The organism is uncultured Veillonella sp. (assembly GCF_963543145.1).
GTDB lineage: Bacteria > Bacillota > Negativicutes > Veillonellales > Veillonellaceae > Veillonella.
Map to the genome: position 1 here is coordinate 61080 of NZ_CAUTZP010000004.1, position 18602 is coordinate 79681.

An 18602-nucleotide genomic window follows, 5' to 3' on the forward strand; every position below is an offset into this window, starting at 1 on the left:
GAGTGCTTTTTACACTTTTTATGTATGACTTATGAGTACATGACGTATGCATTATCAGTGCTTTTACAATAGGGAAAACCCTCTATATCAATGGAAAAAGTCGCATTATCTATGGTAAAATGGAATGATGATGTAATGAAGGAGAAATTACTATGAGTTCCATTTTACCTACTCTAGGAAGAGATGTAAGTATAGATATTGGTTCCATACAAACGCGCCTCATGGGTGGGACGCGAGGAACCGTTATAAGCGAACCATCGATTATAGCAACAGATACTAAACAAGAAAAGGTAGTTGCCGTTGGGGATGAAGCAGCACGCCTTGTATTGCGCATGCCAGATATGTGGCGTCCTTTGACGCCTTTAAAAGACGGCTTTATCGTCGACTATCGCGTTATGCATACTATGCTTAACTATTTTTTAAATAAGGTTTCTAATGCATTGCGTCGTGCTCGAGTTCTTGTAGGTGTTCCTTGTGGCATGACTGATGTTGAACAAAGGGCCATGATGGATGCTGTTATTCAAGCTGGTGCTCGAGAGGTATTCCTTATTGAAAGACCAGTGGCAGCAGGCATTGGTTGCGACGTTCCTATCTTTGAAGCTCGCGGCTCTATGATTATTGATATCGGCGGTGGTACTGTTGATATGGGGATTGTTTCCTTAGGCGGCATTGTAGATAGTAAAACTATACGCTTTGGTGGTTCTGATATTAATAATGCGCTTTTGCGTTACGTACGAGAGTGCTTTGGTGTTATCGTATCAGATGAAACTATATTAGATATTAAACATACAGTAGGTACTGCCATTGCTCCATTAGAGGATGCGGAGTATGCCTTCCAAGGCCGCGATATGCTGAATGGCTTAGGTAGACGATGTGTAATCCATCAATCTGAGGTATATCAAGTGATCAACGATTGTATTATTGGCTTACTTGATGAAGTTAAGCAAATGATTCGTTCTGCTGAGCCTGAGATTGTAGCGGACATTATGCAGCATGGCATTTGGTTAACAGGTGGTACTGCTAGACTAGCTGGTTTGGCCGATCGTATCGGTACTGAGTTAGGTGTGCCTGTTCACGTTCCAGAAGCGCCTGAGACAAAGGTTGTTGTGGGCCTTAACGGGGCATCTTCCGATTTAGTGAGCTTATCGCGTTTTATTGTAAATTCTAAGAATAGAAAGGGCCGAGACTAATATGATACAGTCAGATAAAAAATTAATTATCGTCGTTGTCATTAGCTGTATCCTATTGGCAGTGCTCGGTTTTGCTTGGAAACAACGAACGAGTATTCCTTTTGTTACAGTTACCCTTGAAGGGATTACGACTCCTTTCGCCTATGGCTCTGCCCGTCTATTAGACGGTGTACAAACAAGCTTTACGGTGCTGAATAATGCTATTTCTGCTACGCGTGAAAGCGAAGCAGAAGCGTCTCGTAAAGCTGCATTAGAGCAAAAGGTTGTTAACTATGACGAAGTAGTGGCAGAAAATATTCGCCTACGTCAACTTTTGAACTACAAGAGCAATCACCCAGAGTTTTCCATGACTTTGGCTGGGGTTATTACTAAGGATTATGGTACGTGGACAAATACTTTCACCATCGATAAAGGTAGTGAAGAAGGCATGGCTGTAAATATGGCTGTCGTTGTACCAAGTGGTGTAGTTGGTTTTATTACTGACGTATATCCACACTCTGCTCGCGTGCAAACAATTCTTGACCCTCGTAGTGCGGTAGGTGTTCTCGTACAGCGTCCTGAATCTCGCTTGTCTGGTGTCGTAAAAGGTAATGGCAATACACCGCGCACACCGTCCATGGTAAATATCGCTCGTGATGGTGACGTCTTGGTAGGAGATAAATTGATTACCTCTGGTTATGGCGGTATTTATCCGAAAGGTTTACCAGTAGGCAATGTGCAATCTATTGAAAACGATACAGAAGGCTTTGTAAAAAATGCGGTAGTTACACCAAGTGTTGACTTCCATCGCATTGAAGAGGTATTCGTACTTACGTCCTCCTCTCTTAGTGCACCGCAAAAGCCCGATCTTGAGCCTAAACTTGTGCCTCAAACGCAACGAGATCAAGTAGAAGGGGTAAAGGGGGCCGTTAAACAATGATGCGTCTAGCTTTAGTCCTTTGTGGATTTTTAATTTACTTTATTCAGGCTCAACTGTTGCCTGCTATATTCCATACAAATTGGTTACCAAACTTGATTTTAACCATTATTGTTATGGTAACGCTTTTTAAAGGGCGCCGTATGGGCATTATAGCCGCCGTTGTAGGTGGTATCGTTCACGATGTATTGATATCTAACTTCTTTGGGATCCATTTATTCCCCTATGTAATCGTGGTATATCTCTTATCTGCGGTACAACATCGCATTTATGAAGAACGTTGGTATTGGTCAAGCGCCATAGTGGCTATCTGCACATTATTAGATGGCGTGATTCGTAGCTTTATGATATTAGCTAGTGGTGGCGACTTACACCTAGGGGTATATCTACTGCATATGGTCTTACCTGTCGTATTTTGGAATGGCATATTGGGCGCTATTGTTCATGGCTTGTTGTGGCGTAAAGAGAAACAGCAAGACTATATTTGGTAAGTTTGGTTAGGAGGTGAAAGGGTGCTAGAAGGCCTCTATAAACGGAAAAAAACGAGTCGCTTTGATGTACTCTTTTACATTGTAGCGGCCATATTCATAGTATTGGCATTGCGTTTGTTTATGCTTCAGATCTTGGCTGGTGGTTATTATCAAGCTAAGGCGGAAGGGAACCGATTGCGCATGGTGCCAATGACTGCTGCTCGTGGGATTATGTATGATCGCAATGGTCAAATCTTAGTAGGCTCTCGACCTGCCTATACAATATCTATCATGCCAACAGGAAAGGCTTTGGATGATGGTGAAGTCGCTAAATTAGCAGCCTTATTGAACATGAAGCCTGAAGATATTACGAAAAAGGTGAATGACCACAAGTACGGTTATGAGCCAATTCGTATTGCCAATGATATTTCAATGGATGTAGTAACGACTATTGAGGAACACCGTCATGAATTGCCAGGCGTAACGATTGACGTGGAGCCACTTCGTTATTATCCATATGAGACGATGGCATCTCAGCTCTTTGGCTATGTAGGGGAAGTGAGCGAAGAGGAATTAGAAGAGCTAAAACAAAAGGACCCGAATACTCTTGTGAGCGGTGGTACTATTCTAGGGCGTTCTGGTCTTGAGAAATTATATGATTCTATCTTGCGCGGTACTGATGGTGGGAAGCAGTTAGAGGTAGATGCTACGGGTCGCCCTGTGGCAGAGGTGGACCGGAAACATACGGTTCCAGGCGCTAATATACATCTAACTATCGATTTGAATTTACAAAAGGCTGCAGAAGAAGCTGTTAAAAATCAGCTCGATCAACTGCGAGCCCAAGGTATTCCTGCTCAGGGGGCTGCTGTAGTGGCAATGGACCCTAATACGGGCGCCATTTTAGCTATGGTTAGTGCTCCTGAGTTCAACCCAAACTGGTTTGCTAAAGGTATTACAACAGCTCAGTGGAATCAGCTTAATAACGATAAGAATCATCCCTTTGATAATAAGGTTATTTCTGGTGAGTATCCACCAGGTTCTCCGTTTAAGATTATTACTGGTACGGCTGCGTTAGACCTTAAAAAGGTTACGCCTGAAGAAATGATCTTTGATAGCGGTAAACATTGGCTTATTGATAAGCGTAATGCAGAAGGTGAAGCATTAGGTTGGCTTAACTTTAATCAAGCCCTTGCCAAGTCTGATAACGTTTACTTTTATGAAATGGGTAATCGCGTTGGCATAGACGAGCTTGTAAAATATGCGGGCTATTTTGGTATCGGTGAAAAAACGGGTATCAATTTGGCTGGTGAGGCTGCTGGTAATATGGCAAGCCCTGCGTATAAACGCAAAGTCTTTGATGAGGATTGGTATTTAGGAGAAACCTTTGATGCGGCTATCGGTCAGTCTTTCACGTTGGTTACGCCATTACAAATGGCGGTTATGCTCAGTGAAGTTGCCAATGGTGGTATTAAATATCGACCATATGTGGTAAGCCGTATCGATAATAAGGATGGTACCCCAAAAGAAATCTTTGGTCCTGATAAACTCGGTGTTTTACCAGTACCAAAGAATATTATGGATATCGTTCGCGAAGGCTTGCGAGATGTTACGAATGAAGGCGGTACAGCAGGGGAGTTATTTAAAGGGTTCCCAATTCATGTAGCAGGTAAAACCGGTACGGCAGAAAATGCTCATGGTCGAGATCATGGCTGGTTCGTAGCCTATGCACCGTATGATAAACCACAAATAGTGGTGGTTGCCCTTGTTGAACAAGGTAGTTTTGGTGCGGGATCTGCAGGTCCAATCGTACGAGATATTTTAGCGGCATATTTCAATGTACCGTTGAATAAAAAGACGAATGATACAAATACTAAAAGTAATAAAGATACTGCTAATGTAGGAAATGCGTCTAATGGGCAAAAACCGCAGAATGCAGTAACAAGTGGGCAACCAAGAAAGGATTAGTATGGGCGAAATCATTGGTGTTGTATCTGGCAAGGGTGGTGTAGGTAAAACGACTATTACCGCATGTTTGGGTGCAGCCTTAAGCCATGCAGGGCATCACGTATTGCTCTGTGATGGAGACTTTGGATTGCGCGATTTAGATCTTGTATTAGGTGTGGCTGATGAAATAATCTATGATGCACATGATGCGAGTAAAGATAAAGAATATACAGATGATGCAATCGTATCGATCGCTGAAAACTTAGATTTTTTACCGGCTAGTCAAAGTGTTCGCTGGGAAGATATAGGTCGCAAGAAATACAAAAAGTTAGTACGTCGTCTCTGCGATGTATATGATTATATTTTAATCGATGCACCTGCAGGTATCGGCAAGGGGATAGAGTCTATTTTAGACTTAGTAAGTCGCTGTGTTGTTGTGACACATCCTTTGTGGGTGTCATTGCGTAATGGAGCTCGCATGATTCAAGTCTGTCAGGAACATAACATTCGTGACTATGTTATAGCATTTAATGCAGTGCCTATGGAAGGTGAGGACATCAATTTATATGATATGTTAGAGATATTGCGCGCTGAATATGTAGGGGCTATGATTCCTTACGATGATGATGTATTAACGTATACCCAAGAAGGTCAGTTATTAGAACTTGTTTCTACGAATCTGAAATCAGTATTAGCACCTCTTGTAGATTATGTTGTGACTGGCAATTGTTGGGAAGATTACGATGTACAAAAGCAATTTGATGCTTATGTAGCTAAAAAGAAAGCTATTAAGGAGCAAACAAGTACACCTAGTCTTGCTACTACAGGTGAGTCAATCTTTGACGATTCTAGTAATGTTCATTACATCAATCGTGGTGGTTGGACTACGCAACGATTGTTGATACAAGGGAAGCAAAGCTTGTGGCGCCGCCGCAAGTTGAATTAGGTGATATGATGTGGCGGAAAATATGGACAGATAGTGATTGGACTATCATCATATGTACTCTATTACTCGTTGGAATTGGCCTTATCGCTATTGGTAGTGCTACCCATGTGAATCAAGAGGCCATCGGATTTGGTAGTTTAGTAGTAAAACAACTAGTATTCTTCTTAGTCAATATAGCTGTTGTTATAGGCATGCAATTTGTTGATTACCATCGCCTTAAAGAGTGGGGGAATATCATTTATGGTATTACCTTGCTCATGCTAATAGCCGTTATGGCGGTTGGTACCTCTGCACTAGGGGCACAACGTTGGATTCAATTGGGGCCTATTACAATTCAACCATCAGAGTTTTCTAAACTATTGATGATTATTTGTATGGCAAAAATGCTAGAGCCTCGCATTGGTAAGTTAGACACCTTTAAATCTCTACTCTTTCCAGTACTATACGTTGGTATTCCCATTGGGCTCGTATTCTTGCAGCCTGACTTGGGGACGTCCCTCGTGTATATTGCAATCTTTGTAGGGATGCTCTTTATTTCTGGCATTAAAATGCGATTGATCAAAATTATTGCTGGTACGGCTTTTCTTTTGATGCCATTAGGCTGGTTTGTACTGAAAGAATATCAAAAACAACGTATTCTCGTATTCTTAAATCCAGATATTGATCCTTTTGGATCTGGGTATCATATTATCCAATCTAAGATTGCCATCGGTTCAGGTATGATTTTTGGTAAAGGTATCTTTAATGGTACCCAAAGTCAGTTGAATTTTTTACCAGAAAATCATACGGACTTTATTTTCTCTGTAATCGGTGAAGAATTTGGCTTTGTTGGATGTATTGTAGTATTGCTCTTGTTGTTTATGTTGATTTATCGTAGCATTCAAGTGGCATATACGTGCAATGATAACTTTGGTATGTTATTAGCGACGGGGATTGGCACGATGTTTGCCTTTGAGGTTCTCGTAAATGTGGGTATGACCATTGGTATCATGCCTGTAACGGGTATTCCATTACCATTCCTAAGTTATGGTGTTAGTGCATTAACGACTAATATGCTGAGTATTGGTATTTTATTAAATATTGCTATGCAGCGCACAAAATATATATTTTAATGTCCTTTTATAGGATTGATTGTGAAAGAAGTCTTTCAAAAAAGACGGAGGATGTATGGTTCAATTAGATACGTCATGGTTACAACATGTCCAAAAACCCGCTCGTTATACAGGCGGTGAATATAACAGTATCGTAAAAGATCACAGTACTGTTGATGTAACGATGGCATTAGCTTTTCCCGATGTGTACGAAGTGGCAATGAGTCACTTGGGCATCAAAATTTTATATGGTTTAATAAACCGTCGTGAAGATGCGGCGGCAGAGCGCGTATTTGCACCATGGCATGATATGGAAGAAGAAATGCGCAAGCGCAATATTCCTCTATTCTCCTTGGAGACGCGTACGCCTATTAAAGACTTTGATGTGTTAGCGTTTACACTTCAATACGAAATGAGCTTTACAAATATTCTAAATATGCTCGATTTAGCAGGTATTCCAATGTATTCTAAGGACCGTGATATGGATTTTCCGTTATTAGTATGTGGTGGGCCATGTGCGTTTAATGTAGAGCCTATTGCAGACTTCTTTGATATCGTATCCCTTGGTGAATCTGAAGAGTGGGGCGACGAATTTGTTGATCTTTATAAGGCTGAAAAAGCAAAAGGATTCCCAGGTGGTAAGGAAGGTTTCTTACGTAAAGTAGCTCAAATTCCTGGTACCTATTGTCCAGCGTTATACGATGTAGAATACACAGAACAAGGTGATTTTAAATCTATTACACCTCGCTTTGAAGAGGTGCCAGCGGCTGTGGCAAAACGCATCGTAGAAGATGTAGAAAATGTGTTCTACCCTACAAAACCTGTAGTACCATTCTTGGATATCGTGCATGACCGCGCTGTACTAGAACTCTTCCGAGGCTGTACACGGGGCTGTCGTTTCTGTCAGGCAGGTATGTTATACCGTCCTGTTCGTGAAAAGACGCCAGAGCGTTTGCTTCAAATCGCTAAGGATACGATTGCTAACACTGGTTATAATGAAATCTCTTTGATGAGCTTAAGCTCTGCGGACTATTCTAAATTGCCTGAGCTAGTAGACATGCTCATGGAAGAGTTCAAAGACAAACAAGTGAGCGTAAGCTTGCCATCCTTGCGTATCGATAGCTTCTCCATCGATATTGCGAAAAAGGTACAACAAGTACGTAAGAGTGGTCTTACCTTTGCACCTGAAGCAGGTACACAACGCATGCGCGATGTTATCAACAAAGGCGTTAGCGAAGAAGACTTGTTGGCGGCATGTACAAATGCTTTTAAATCAGGGTGGAATACAGTTAAGCTGTACTTTATGATGGGCCTTCCTACTGAAACTGATGAAGATTTAGCGGGTATTGCTGATTTGGCATATAAGGTGCTCGATTTGCATCGAGATATTACAGGTAAACGCAATGGTTCTGTAACTGTCAGCGTATCCTTCTTCGTACCAAAAACACATTCTCCATACCAATGGTATGGTCAAGAAGATGTAGAGGAAATTCATCGTAAACAACGTTACTTAAAGTCTCTCATTAATAACCGCAATATTTCCTATCATTACCATGATGGCTATACTGGCTACATGGAGGCTGCCTTTGCTCGTGGGGACCGTAGATTATCTAAAGTTCTCGTAAAAGCCTGGGAAGCGGGTTGTAAATTCGATGGATGGACTGAGTTCTTCAATTATGAAACTTGGTTGAAAGCCTTCGCTGACTGTGGTTTGGATCCAGCCTATTATGCTCGCCGTACACGTGACTTTGATGAGCCATTACCTTGGGATCACCTAGATTGTACGGTAAGTAAAGCATTCCTAAAACGCGAGTGGGAACAAGCGGTAGAAGCAAATCTTACAGGCGATTGCCGTCGAGCTCCATGTAAGGGCTGTAATGTATGTCCAGAGCTTGATACAGCTATTATTGACTATAAGGAGGGTGGCAGAGTTGAAAAAGTTACGTTTGGCCTTAAATAAAGGCGAAGAATTGAGATTCTTGTCGCACCTTGATTATGCACAAGCTGTAGAGCGTATGATTCGCCGTGCAGAAATTAAAATGGCCTATTCCGAAGGCTTTAATCCACATATGAAGATTAGCTTCTCCTCCGCACTTGCTTTAGGTGTAACGGCAGCGGCTGAATATATCGATATGGATGTATTAGAAGATGATTCTTTAGAGTCCATTATGGACCGTTTAAACCGCGTAGCACCTCCAGGTCTTGAAGTGCTAGGTGGCAAAGAAATGCCTGAAAAGGTGAAAAAGATGATGGCTATCTGTAACTTTGCTATTTACGAAGTTACAGGTCCTGTAACGGATGAAAATGCTGATTGGGATGCATTGTTAAAACTGTTCAATGAAGCGCCGGAAATTTCTTATGAAAAGGTAACTCCTAAGAAGACTCGTACCATCGATGTGAAAGAATTTGTAAAAGAACCTATTGTGGCATCTGTTAAGGATGGCATGGTAACCCTTACTATGGGTATCGGCATCTATCCGCAAGGTACAATTAAACCTAGCGAAGTGTGGAATCTTGGTAAAGATCAATATAACTGGCCTATTACGACGGGCTATGAAATTCACCGTAAAGACATTATGGTAGAAAATGAAGAAGGCCGTTACACTCCGTTGGAAATTAATTATTAATACTTTTTTATAAATCTTAAGCGGTTATATAATCTTTAGTGATTTAAAAGACCTATATATTGTAATTGAGCGAAAGGAGGGATAGGATGCATAAAATTTTGGTCAATGTTATGCGCGAAGAAATTCGCATGGCTGTTATCGATGAAGAAGGGCAGTTAGTAGACTTTGTTTTAGAACGTACTGATGAGTCTCATATGGCAAATCATATGTACAAGGGTACTGTTAAGAACGTACTGAACGGCATGCAAGCGGCTTTTATTGATATTGGGGGCTCTCAAAATGCGTATTTGAACCTTCAACAAGGGAAAGAACAGAAAATCTTACCACGTTTATCTGTGGGGCAACAAGTTCTTGTTCAAGTCGTAAAAGAGGAGATGCTCGGCAAAGGGGCTCGCGTGACTGCTGATGTGAGCCTGGCCGGTCGTTTTATGGTACTTTTGCCATATTCTGAAGGTATGCGCATCTCTAAAAAGATTACCGATGAATTGTTACGAGCAAAGTTGCAAGAGTTAGCGGCACCATATGTGCAAGAAGGTTGCGGTTTTATTATCCGTACTGCAGCAGCTAAGGCTAGCGCTGATGAAATTGGAAGAGATATGGACTACTTGTGGCGCACGTGGCAACATGTGTTAAAGCGCTTTAAGGTGGCTAAGAGCGGCACTGACCTCTATAGTGATGCGGACTTCTGGTTCCGTCTTGTACGTGACTATGCGCATCGCAATGTAGAGGAAATCATCGTCGATTCCGATATGGGCGAATCACGTTTGATGGACCTCTTAGGTCATGGCCCTACATCACAGCAAATTAAAGTGATACGCCATCGTGACAGCACACCTATTTTTAAAGCCAATCATATTGAACCTCAATTAGAAAATCTTATCTCTCGTGATATCAATCTTCCTTCTGGTGGCTCTATCCGCATTGATCATACAGAGGCTCTTACCGTATTCGATGTAAACTCTGCTCATTATACGGGTAAATCCAATAAGCTAGAAGATTTAGCTTTCACCGTTAATAAAGAGGCGGCAAAAGAAATTTGTCGTCAATTGCGATTGCGAGACATAGGCGGCATTATCGTTGTCGATTTTATTGATATGAAGGATAAGTCGCATCAACAAGAATTGTTGAACGTGTTAAGTGCGCAAGCCAAATTAGACAAGATGAAAACTGTGGTATGTGGTATTAGTTCACTTGGTCTCGTGGAAATGACGCGCAAGCGTGCCCGTCAAGGCTTGCAGACCTTGATGTTCGATACCTGTCCTCAATGTGGAGGGACGGGGTATATGTTGTCGGGTAGAACTGTATACATGCAGATTGTTCGGCGTATCCGTGAATTATTTAAATCAGGGCGTATTAAATCTAATCTTGAGATTGAAGTCCATCCAGAGGTAGCTCAATATTTAACGAAGGCCGTTCTTGAGGACCTAGGCGAGTCCATTGGTCGGAAAATTTCGATTGTAGTAAATCCACAAATTAGCCGAGAAGGTTATTCCTTAATGGCGGTAGCAGAATAAGTCAGTAGTTTGTTTATAGAGGAATATTGTGTCAGTATTTGAAATTGTATTAATTAGTATAGGGCTTGCTATGGATGCCTTTGGCGTATCTATCGGTAAAGGTTTATCCATGCCGGTAGGTGAAAATGGCCGAAAGGTGACCTTAGCATTCTTGTTTGGATTGTTTCAGTTCCTTATGCCCGTTATTGGTTGGCTTATTGGGCGTCAGTTTATTGATGTCATATCTGAATGGGATCATTGGATTATCTTTGGCCTTCTCGGCTATTTAGGAATTGCTATGATTAAAGATGGCCTTAGCGATGAAACTGATGAAGACGATGATAAGCAGTTTTTAGGCGTTTGGGAAATGATGATGCTCTCCGTAGCCACTAGCCTGGATGCAATGGCTGTAGGTCTTACCTTTGCCTTCATGCCCATCAATGTGTGGGAAGCATCTACTATGATCGGTGTCATTACCTTCGGTATTTCTTTAATTGGTGTATACTTAGGTAAATTTATGGGCCGGTTTGTTGGAAAATATGCAGATATTCTCGGCGGCGGTGTACTCATTCTTATCGGTACTAAAATACTTTTACAACATCTCGGAATTATCGGAGAATTTTAGAGGTTTGTATATATAAAAGTATCAGAAACTGAGCTATTTATGTTGAATTTTGTTTGACATAGATAGGTAAATAGGATATACTATATCAGTATTAGTTCGGTTTACTGAACTTTGCAATCCGCGTGAAGCAGGTTTAAACGCCCGACCGAAGTTCGGGTCGGGATACCGAATTCAGCGAGTTCGATAACAAGGAGGTGTTCTCATGTACGCAATTATTAAAACTGGTGGTAAACAATATCGCGTTGCTGAAGGCGATGTAATTACTATCGAAAAATTGGAAGCAGCTGCTAACGAGTCCGTTACATTCGAAGAAGTTTTGACTGTAGTGAATGACGGCGACGTTAAAGTTGGCGCTCCTCTTGTAAACGGTGCAAAAGTTACAGGTACAGTTCTTGAGCATGGTAAAGGTAAAAAAATCTTAGTATTCAAATACAAAGCTAAATCCAACTACCGTCGTCGTCAAGGCCATCGTCAACCGTTCACAAAAGTTCGTATTGAATCTATCCAAGCTTAATTATGGTTTCCATTGGAATCCAGCGGAATAGTGATGGTCAAGTAATTGGTTGTCATATGTCCGGACATGCAGGATATGATGAGCATGGCTTCGATATCGTATGTGCTGCAGTGTCTGCTTTATCGGCAACGGCAATGTTAGGACTTACCCAAATTGCTCAGCAAGAAGGGGAATATACGAATAGCGAAGGTCGATGTGATATAGTTCTCTCTGGGACGATTAACCAGAGTGGACAGGATATTCTGGGGACTATGATCCTTGGTTTAAAGGAAATTAGCCGTCAATATCCAGAGTTTGTCCAAATACACGAAATATAGGAGGTGAACTTAATGTTTACTTTTGATTTGCAATTGTTCGCACATAAAAAAGGTGTGTCCAGTACTCGTAACGGTCGTGACAGTGAATCTAAACGTCTTGGTGTTAAATGCCATGATGGTTCCATCGTAAAGAGCGGTAACATCATCGTTCGTCAACGTGGCACTCACTTCCACCCTGGTACTAACGTAGGTATCGGTAAAGATGACACTTTATTCGCACTTGTGCCTGGTAAAGTAGCATTCGAACGTGCTGGTCGTTATAACCGTAAAGTTAGCGTATACCCTGTAGAAGCTTAATTTTACAAAGACTATTAATCCCTAGTGGTTTTCCACTAGGGATTTTGTTGTTTATAGGTGATCGTAATTGAATAAATAAGACATATACATTTTAGTCATATTCGATATAGATAATCGATATAGATTAGAGATTCCCATGAAATAAAGGTTGCTTCCTCGTAGGAGGAGGCAACCTTTTATTGTGTATTAAATTCCTATGTTTTTTAGTAGGAATAGTGGTATACTAAGTACAGTATCAGTGAAATACCAGAATACTGGTTGTCATATACTTTCATAAACCTAAAGAGGGGTGGCATTGCCACTAGAAAGATTTGAGGTAAGTACTATGTATGATGTAAAATCTCCAAAGGCGGAGGAGTTTATTTCCCATCAGGAAATCCTTGATACTCTTGCTTATGCAGAGGAAAATAAGGAAAATCGGGAGTTGTTAGATGCTATTTTAGCAAAAGCAGCTACATTTAAGGGGTTAAACCACAGAGAGGCAGCAGTTCTCTTAGAATGTCCGTTACCTGAATATAAGGAAAAGCTTTTTGCTTTAGCAAAAGAAATCAAGAAAGCCATATACGGTGATCGTATCGTATTATTTGCACCATTATATTTATCTAACTATTGTATCAATGGCTGTGTGTACTGCCCGTACCACTCTAAAAATCGCGATATTAAACGTAAAAAACTGACGCAAGAACAAATTCGAGAAGAGGTTATTGCCTTAGAAGCGATGGGTCATAAGCGTATCGTAATTGAGTCTGGTGAAGATCCTCTTAATAATCCTCTTGAGTATATTTTGGAATCCATTAAGACTATTTATAGTATCAAAAATAAAAATGGTGAAATCCGTCGTGTCAACGTAAATATTGCGGCTTGTTCCGTTGAGGATTACAAGAAATTACATGAAGCTGGTATTGGTACGTATACACTCTTCCAAGAAACGTACAATAAAGAAAACTATGAAGCATTACATCCAACAGGCCCTAAGAGCGACTACGCCTACCATACAGAGGCGATGGACCGCGCTATGCAAGGTGGTATTGATGATGTCGGTATCGGTGTTCTTTACGGCTTAGAACATTATAAATATGATTTTGTAGGTTTGTTGATGCATGCAGAGCATTTAGAAGCAGTATTTGGCGTAGGTCCACATACTATTTCTGTACCTCGTATTTGTCCAGCTGATGATATCGATGTAGATGATTTCAGTAATGCAGTACCTGACGATGTATTTGAAAAAATCGTTGCTCTCATTCGTGTATCCACACCGTATACTGGTATGATTATGTCCACACGTGAAACTCAAGAAATGCGTGAACGCGGATTGGCTCTTGGTATCTCCCAAATCAGCGGTGGATCTCGTACTAGCGTAGGTGGTTACAAAGAAGAAGAGAAACCAGAAGATAATTCTGCTCAATTTGATCGTAGTGATACGCGTACATTAGATGAAATCGTAGATTGGTTATTAAATCTTGGTTATGTACCGAGCTTCTGTACTGCATGTTATCGTGCAGGTAGAACAGGGGACCGTTTCATGGCCCTTGCTAAATCCGGTCAAATTCACAACTGTTGCCAACCAAATGCGTTGATGACATTAAACGAATACATCATGGACTACGGTGATGAGAAGACTAAAGCTCATGGTGCGAAGGTTATCGAACAACAGTTAGAAAATATTAAAAATGATTTAGTTAAAGACAAAGCTAAAGCTTATATTGCACAGATGAAAGACGGCGAACGAGACTTCCGGTTCTAAGTAGTTCACTGATATAGAACCTCCTATTGATAATGGGAGGTTCTTTTTTGTTGAGAAAATAGCAAAGTTTAAATGAGAATAAAATATATAAAATAGTTTATTTTATTCGCTTTTTGAGGTATAATAAATAAAAATGATAATGATAATACGTTGAATTCTAGAATGATATTGATTATAAACTACTGAGGGATATGATGATTAAGAAGAAACGTTGGCGCCTTTGTGAAGGTGACCGAGAGAAAGAAAATATCTTAATCCGTGAACTTGGTGTGAACCCTATTGTGGCTAAATTAATGGTGAATCGTCACATTGATGTTGACGAAGGTCGTCAGTTTTTACAAGGTACTTTGTCAGATTTGTTAGACCCATTCACTTTAAAGGATATGGACGTGGCTGTTTCGCTAGTTCAGGAGACAATTGAAAGTCACAAACCAATCGTCATTTATGGCGATTATGATGTGGATGGTATTACTGCAACATCTGTACTCTATCGATTTTTAAAGAAATTAGGTGCCGATGTTACTTATTACATACCAGAACGTCAAAGTGAAGGGTATGGCCTCAATTTAGAGGCTTTAGAGCACCTTATAGAACGGGGAACAGCTTTAATAATTACTGTAGACTGCGGTATTAGTTCTTACGATATTGTAGAGGCTGTACGAGACCGTATCGATATGATTATTACAGATCATCATACGGCACCGGATATGATTCCACGGGCTAAGGCTGTTATTAATCACAAACAAAAGGATTGTCCATATAAGGATAAAAACTTATCTGGCGTCGGTGTGGCTTTTAAATTATGCCAAGCATTGTGGTTAACAAAACACGGTGAGTGGTATTTAGATGATTTAGATATCGTTGCTTTAGGTACTGTGGCAGATGTAGTGCCTTTGGTTGGTGAGAACCGGATCATCGTAAAAGCAGGCCTGGAGAAGATGAATAGCCATCCTAATTTAGGCATTAAAAAACTCATCGATGTAGCGGGCCTACATGAGCGAACTATAACATCTGGACATATTGGTTTCACCTTAGCCCCTCGCCTTAACGCAGCGGGGCGCGTAACGCATGCTACGCGTGCTGTTGAACTTTTGGTGACCGATGATGCAGATATAGCAGAGACAATTGCTGAGGAATTGAACGAAACCAATCGTGAGCGACAAGAACTGGAAAGAAATATTCACGAATTGGCTCGTATTGATGTAGCAAATCAAGGCCATAAGGCTGACTATGTAACCGTTGTGGCTGGTGAAGAGTGGCATCCTGGTGTTATTGGTATCGTTGCATCTCGTCTCGTGGAGGAATTTTATAAACCAACCTTAGTTATCAGCATTCATGATGGAGTTGGCAAAGGTTCTTGCCGTAGTATCGACGGTTTTAATATATATGATGCGTTGAAGTCTTGTGAAGACCTTTTGCTACAGTTTGGTGGTCACTCTGCAGCAGCAGGCTTTAGCATTGACGCCAATCGCATTGATGAATTGCGAGAGCGTTTAACTGAGTATTGTAAAAAGACTGTTACTGCTGACGAATATATTCCTGTAGTGGCCATTGATGCGGAACTACCTGTTGATGATATCGATGTTGATATTATTGACCGCGTATCAGCCCTTGAACCCTATGGGATGGCTAATAGCACACCAGTTTTTGCCGTAATGGAAGCTACGGTACAAGATATTATGCTCATGGGGCAGTTAAAAAATCATTGTAAGGTGATTTTTGCTACCTCGAATGGAACATTGGATGCTATCGCTTGGAATCGTCCAGATTTATTTAAATCTATATTTGTCGGTTCTGTTGTGAAAGTAGCCTTCTCCTTGCAAAAGAATGAATGGCAAGGTATGGTTTCTCCACAACTCATGATTCAAGCAATCGAACCGTTGACTGAAGAGCCGATTAAACTGACAACTGAAGGACTTCGGCAGATGTATGTCATTGTAAAACAATCCATGCGTGGTCGCAGTCAATCGGTTTACAATGTTGAACAAGATATATTGCGCCGCAAGCCGGCAGATCAAAATAATCGCAGTGCTCTTGCATCTATTGATGTCTTTAAAGAATTGGGCATTGTTGAAGAATATACAAGTGATGATGGTCAATTAATGCTTAGATGGAATGCAATTGAAGGAAAATTAGATCTTGTCACATCCGTAACATTCCTTACTTATAGTGTATAGGAGGTGACACCATGACAACTGTAAATGAAGAAGGCAAAGCTTTGGTTGAACAAGGCACTTTTGATAAAGAGAAAGCCTTAGCTGAATTTATGGAGTATATCCATACGTATTTAACAGATGATGAGTGTAACCAAGTATTAAAGGCTTTTGAGCTAGCTGACAAGGCTCACGAAGGTCAGTTTAGAGCTTCTGGTGAACCGTATATCATGCATCCACTAGCTGTAGCTGATATTTTGGCACACTTACAAATCGACCATATTACGCTCATGGCAGCGCTTATGCATGATGTGGTTGAAGATACATCCTATTCGAAGGAAGACTTGGAGGAAATGTTTGGCTCTGAGGTAGCATTCCTCGTTGATGGTGTAACAAAATTAAACCAATTCCAATATGAAACAAAAGAAGATCGCCAAATGGAAAATTATCGTAAGATGATTTTAGCGATGGCAAAGGACGTGCGCGTCGTTGTTATTAAATTAGGTGACCGTTTACATAATATGCGTACCTTAAAGCATATGCGCAGTGATAAACAAAAACGCATTGCTAAGGAAACGCTCGAAATCTTTGCTCCCCTTGCGCATCGCCTTGGTATTTTCAATGTGAAATGGGAGTTAGAGGATTTATCCTTCCGCTATTTAGAACCAGAAAAATATTATGATCTTGTAGATCAAATGAAGCAAAAACGCCAAGTCCGTGAAGATATCGTTAATGATACAATGAGTCAACTCACTAAGGCTTTAGGCGAAGCCCATATCAAGGCAGATATCAAAGGCCGTCCTAAACACTTCTACAGTATTTACAAGAAGATGAAAAAGGACAATCGCGATTTGTCACAAATCTATGATTTGCTTGCGGTTCGCGTAATTGTTGATAGTATCCCTGATTGTTATGCGGTACTCGGTATTGCGCATAGCTTGTGGAAACCATTGCCATATCGATTTAAAGATTATATTTCCATGCCGAAATCCAATATGTATCAATCCTTGCATACTACTGTTATCGGTACCATGGGACAACCGGTAGAAATCCAAATTCGTACATGGGAAATGCACCGTGTATCCGAATATGGTGTTGCCGCTCACTGGCGGTATAAAGAAGGTAACAAAAACGGCGATAAAGAGTTCGACCAAAAGGTTGCTTGGTTGCGCCAAGTTCTAGAATGGCAAGATACAAGTAATCCAACAGAGCTTGTTAATGCTTTGAAATTAGACGTATTCTCTGGTGAAGTATTCGTATTTACACCGAAGGGGGACGTTGTTAAATTGCCTATTGGCTCGGTGCCATTAGACTTTGCCTATCGTGTTCATACCGATGTAGGTCATCGCTGTGTAGGTGCTAAGGTAAACGGCAAAATTGTACCTCTCGATTACACCTTGCAAAATGGTGATATCGTCGATATTATTACATCTAAAACGAGTAAACCAAGCCTTGATTGGCTTAACATTGTAGGGTCCTCTGAAAGTAAGAGTAAAATACGCAACTGGTTCAAGCGCGAAAATAAAGCTGAAAATATTGAAAAAGGCTTAGAGGCTCTTGAAAAAGAAGCGAAACGATTAAATTACACGTGGAAAGAGTTGATTGCAGATAATCGACTCCAACAAGTAACTAAACAACTGAAAGCCGGTACTGAAGAGGAAATGTTTGCGGCTTGTGGCTATGGCGGTATTCCTGTAAGTACAGTTCTCTTGCGTTTAATTGAACTCTATAAAAAATCTAAAGAAGCAGAAGAGTCTAAACGCAGTACTGAACAAATTATTGAAAAATTAAAATCTCAAGGCCAAAAGAAAACTAAAAATGGTACTGGCGTCCTCGTAAAAGGCGAGGCTGGTGTTATGGTGCGGATGGCGAAATGCTGTAATCCTGTTCCTGGTGATGATATCATTGGGTATATTACGCGTGGTCGTGGTGTATCTGTCCATCGTTCCGATTGTACGAGCCTAGGCCATACGCCTGAAGATTTAGAACGCATGATTGAGGTCTCTTGGGATGGTTCCTCTGGCGAATCCTTCCACGTAGGCATTGATATTCAAGCATACGATCGAAATGGTTTGCTCATGGAGGTTATGGCTGTACTTTCAGAATTGAAAATTACCATTACTAACATCAATGCCAAGGTTCAAGAGGATACTAAAAATGTAAGTATCAATGTTACTGTTGATATTCGTGACATTTCACAATTAGATTTTGTAATGACTAAATTGCGTCGTATCCGTGAAGTATATACGGTACAACGAAGTTAAGGAGGGGCTTA

The 18602-nt window shown here is 40.9% G+C and carries 16 protein-coding genes; all 16 read left to right on the forward strand.

The genetic code is table 11. The annotated features are described in order from the left end of the window. Window positions 1-152 precede the first annotated feature (152 nt). Complete coding sequence (locus RWZ05_RS03150) at window positions 153-1190, forward strand: rod shape-determining protein (RefSeq protein ID WP_314642027.1); 1038 nt, start codon at window positions 153-155, stop codon at window positions 1188-1190. A 1-nt stretch (window position 1191) separates the two neighbouring features. Further along, window positions 1192-2109, forward strand: a complete 918-nt coding sequence (gene mreC / locus RWZ05_RS03155; RefSeq protein ID WP_314642028.1) for a rod shape-determining protein MreC — start codon at window positions 1192-1194, stop codon at window positions 2107-2109. Then, window positions 2106-2597, forward strand: coding sequence for a rod shape-determining protein MreD (mreD, locus tag RWZ05_RS03160; protein WP_314642030.1), 492 nt, complete (start codon window positions 2106-2108; stop codon window positions 2595-2597). Before mreC ends, mreD begins: the two co-directional genes overlap by 4 nt. A gap of 21 nt (window positions 2598-2618) precedes the next feature. Continuing rightward, complete coding sequence (gene mrdA / locus RWZ05_RS03165; protein WP_314642031.1) at window positions 2619-4541, forward strand: penicillin-binding protein 2; 1923 nt, start codon at window positions 2619-2621, stop codon at window positions 4539-4541. Window position 4542: 1 nt separating this feature from the next. Then, window positions 4543-5466, forward strand: a complete 924-nt coding sequence (locus RWZ05_RS03170) for a P-loop NTPase (RefSeq protein WP_314642032.1) — start codon at window positions 4543-4545, stop codon at window positions 5464-5466. Window positions 5467-5474: 8 nt separating this feature from the next. Next, the gene (rodA, locus tag RWZ05_RS03175; RefSeq protein ID WP_314642138.1) at window positions 5475-6578 is read left to right on the forward strand and encodes a rod shape-determining protein RodA; all 1104 of its coding nucleotides are present in this window, start codon (window positions 5475-5477) and stop codon (window positions 6576-6578) included. 55 nt (window positions 6579-6633) lie between these two features. Further along, the gene (locus RWZ05_RS03180; RefSeq protein WP_314642033.1) at window positions 6634-8517 is read left to right on the forward strand and encodes a TIGR03960 family B12-binding radical SAM protein; all 1884 of its coding nucleotides are present in this window, start codon (window positions 6634-6636) and stop codon (window positions 8515-8517) included. After that, a complete protein-coding gene (locus RWZ05_RS03185) occupies window positions 8489-9184 on the forward strand; it encodes a TIGR03936 family radical SAM-associated protein (protein WP_314642035.1) in 696 nt (231 codons plus the stop codon). The genes RWZ05_RS03180 and RWZ05_RS03185 overlap by 29 nt, the downstream gene beginning before the upstream one ends. Window positions 9185-9270: 86 nt before the next feature. Further along, window positions 9271-10698, forward strand: coding sequence for an Rne/Rng family ribonuclease (locus RWZ05_RS03190; protein ID WP_314642037.1), 1428 nt, complete (start codon window positions 9271-9273; stop codon window positions 10696-10698). A gap of 28 nt (window positions 10699-10726) precedes the next feature. Further along, complete coding sequence (locus RWZ05_RS03195; RefSeq protein ID WP_314642040.1) at window positions 10727-11302, forward strand: manganese efflux pump MntP family protein; 576 nt, start codon at window positions 10727-10729, stop codon at window positions 11300-11302. A gap of 202 nt (window positions 11303-11504) precedes the next feature. Next, the gene (gene rplU, locus RWZ05_RS03200) at window positions 11505-11816 is read left to right on the forward strand and encodes a 50S ribosomal protein L21 (protein ID WP_004698652.1); all 312 of its coding nucleotides are present in this window, start codon (window positions 11505-11507) and stop codon (window positions 11814-11816) included. Window positions 11817-11818: 2 nt separating this feature from the next. After that, the gene (locus RWZ05_RS03205; RefSeq protein WP_314642042.1) at window positions 11819-12133 is read left to right on the forward strand and encodes a ribosomal-processing cysteine protease Prp; all 315 of its coding nucleotides are present in this window, start codon (window positions 11819-11821) and stop codon (window positions 12131-12133) included. 12 nt (window positions 12134-12145) lie between these two features. Beyond that, on the forward strand, window positions 12146-12430 hold the full coding sequence (rpmA, locus tag RWZ05_RS03210; RefSeq protein ID WP_004696430.1) for a 50S ribosomal protein L27: 285 nt from the start codon (window positions 12146-12148) through the stop codon (window positions 12428-12430). Window positions 12431-12755: 325 nt separating this feature from the next. After that, entirely contained in the window at window positions 12756-14174 is a 1419-nt protein-coding gene (hydG, locus tag RWZ05_RS03215; RefSeq protein ID WP_314642045.1) for a [FeFe] hydrogenase H-cluster radical SAM maturase HydG, read from the forward strand. A gap of 194 nt (window positions 14175-14368) precedes the next feature. Then, the gene (gene recJ / locus RWZ05_RS03220; protein ID WP_314642048.1) at window positions 14369-16351 is read left to right on the forward strand and encodes a single-stranded-DNA-specific exonuclease RecJ; all 1983 of its coding nucleotides are present in this window, start codon (window positions 14369-14371) and stop codon (window positions 16349-16351) included. Between the two features lie 11 nt (window positions 16352-16362). Continuing rightward, complete coding sequence (locus RWZ05_RS03225) at window positions 16363-18591, forward strand: bifunctional (p)ppGpp synthetase/guanosine-3',5'-bis(diphosphate) 3'-pyrophosphohydrolase (protein ID WP_314642051.1); 2229 nt, start codon at window positions 16363-16365, stop codon at window positions 18589-18591. The last annotated feature ends 11 nt before the right edge of the window (window positions 18592-18602 follow it).

Bases quoted from the DNA above. Each gene is read 5' to 3' on its own strand.
- RWZ05_RS03150 (WP_314642027.1), top strand. From the start codon at position 153: ATGAGTTCCATTTTACCTACTCTAGGAAGAGATGTAAGTATAGATATT.
- mreC (WP_314642028.1), top strand. From the start codon at position 1,192: ATGATACAGTCAGATAAAAAATTAATTATCGTCGTTGTCATTAGCTGT.
- mreD (WP_314642030.1), top strand. From the start codon at position 2,106: ATGATGCGTCTAGCTTTAGTCCTTTGTGGATTTTTAATTTACTTTATT.
- RWZ05_RS03170 (WP_314642032.1), top strand. From the start codon at position 4,543: ATGGGCGAAATCATTGGTGTTGTATCTGGCAAGGGTGGTGTAGGTAAA.
- rodA (WP_314642138.1), top strand. From the start codon at position 5,475: ATGTGGCGGAAAATATGGACAGATAGTGATTGGACTATCATCATATGT.
- RWZ05_RS03180 (WP_314642033.1), top strand. From the start codon at position 6,634: ATGGTTCAATTAGATACGTCATGGTTACAACATGTCCAAAAACCCGCT.
- RWZ05_RS03190 (WP_314642037.1), top strand. From the start codon at position 9,271: ATGCATAAAATTTTGGTCAATGTTATGCGCGAAGAAATTCGCATGGCT.
- rplU (WP_004698652.1), top strand. From the start codon at position 11,505: ATGTACGCAATTATTAAAACTGGTGGTAAACAATATCGCGTTGCTGAA.
- RWZ05_RS03205 (WP_314642042.1), top strand. From the start codon at position 11,819: ATGGTTTCCATTGGAATCCAGCGGAATAGTGATGGTCAAGTAATTGGT.
- rpmA (WP_004696430.1), top strand. From the start codon at position 12,146: ATGTTTACTTTTGATTTGCAATTGTTCGCACATAAAAAAGGTGTGTCC.
- hydG (WP_314642045.1), top strand. From the start codon at position 12,756: ATGTATGATGTAAAATCTCCAAAGGCGGAGGAGTTTATTTCCCATCAG.
- recJ (WP_314642048.1), top strand. From the start codon at position 14,369: ATGATTAAGAAGAAACGTTGGCGCCTTTGTGAAGGTGACCGAGAGAAA.
- RWZ05_RS03225 (WP_314642051.1), top strand. From the start codon at position 16,363: ATGACAACTGTAAATGAAGAAGGCAAAGCTTTGGTTGAACAAGGCACT.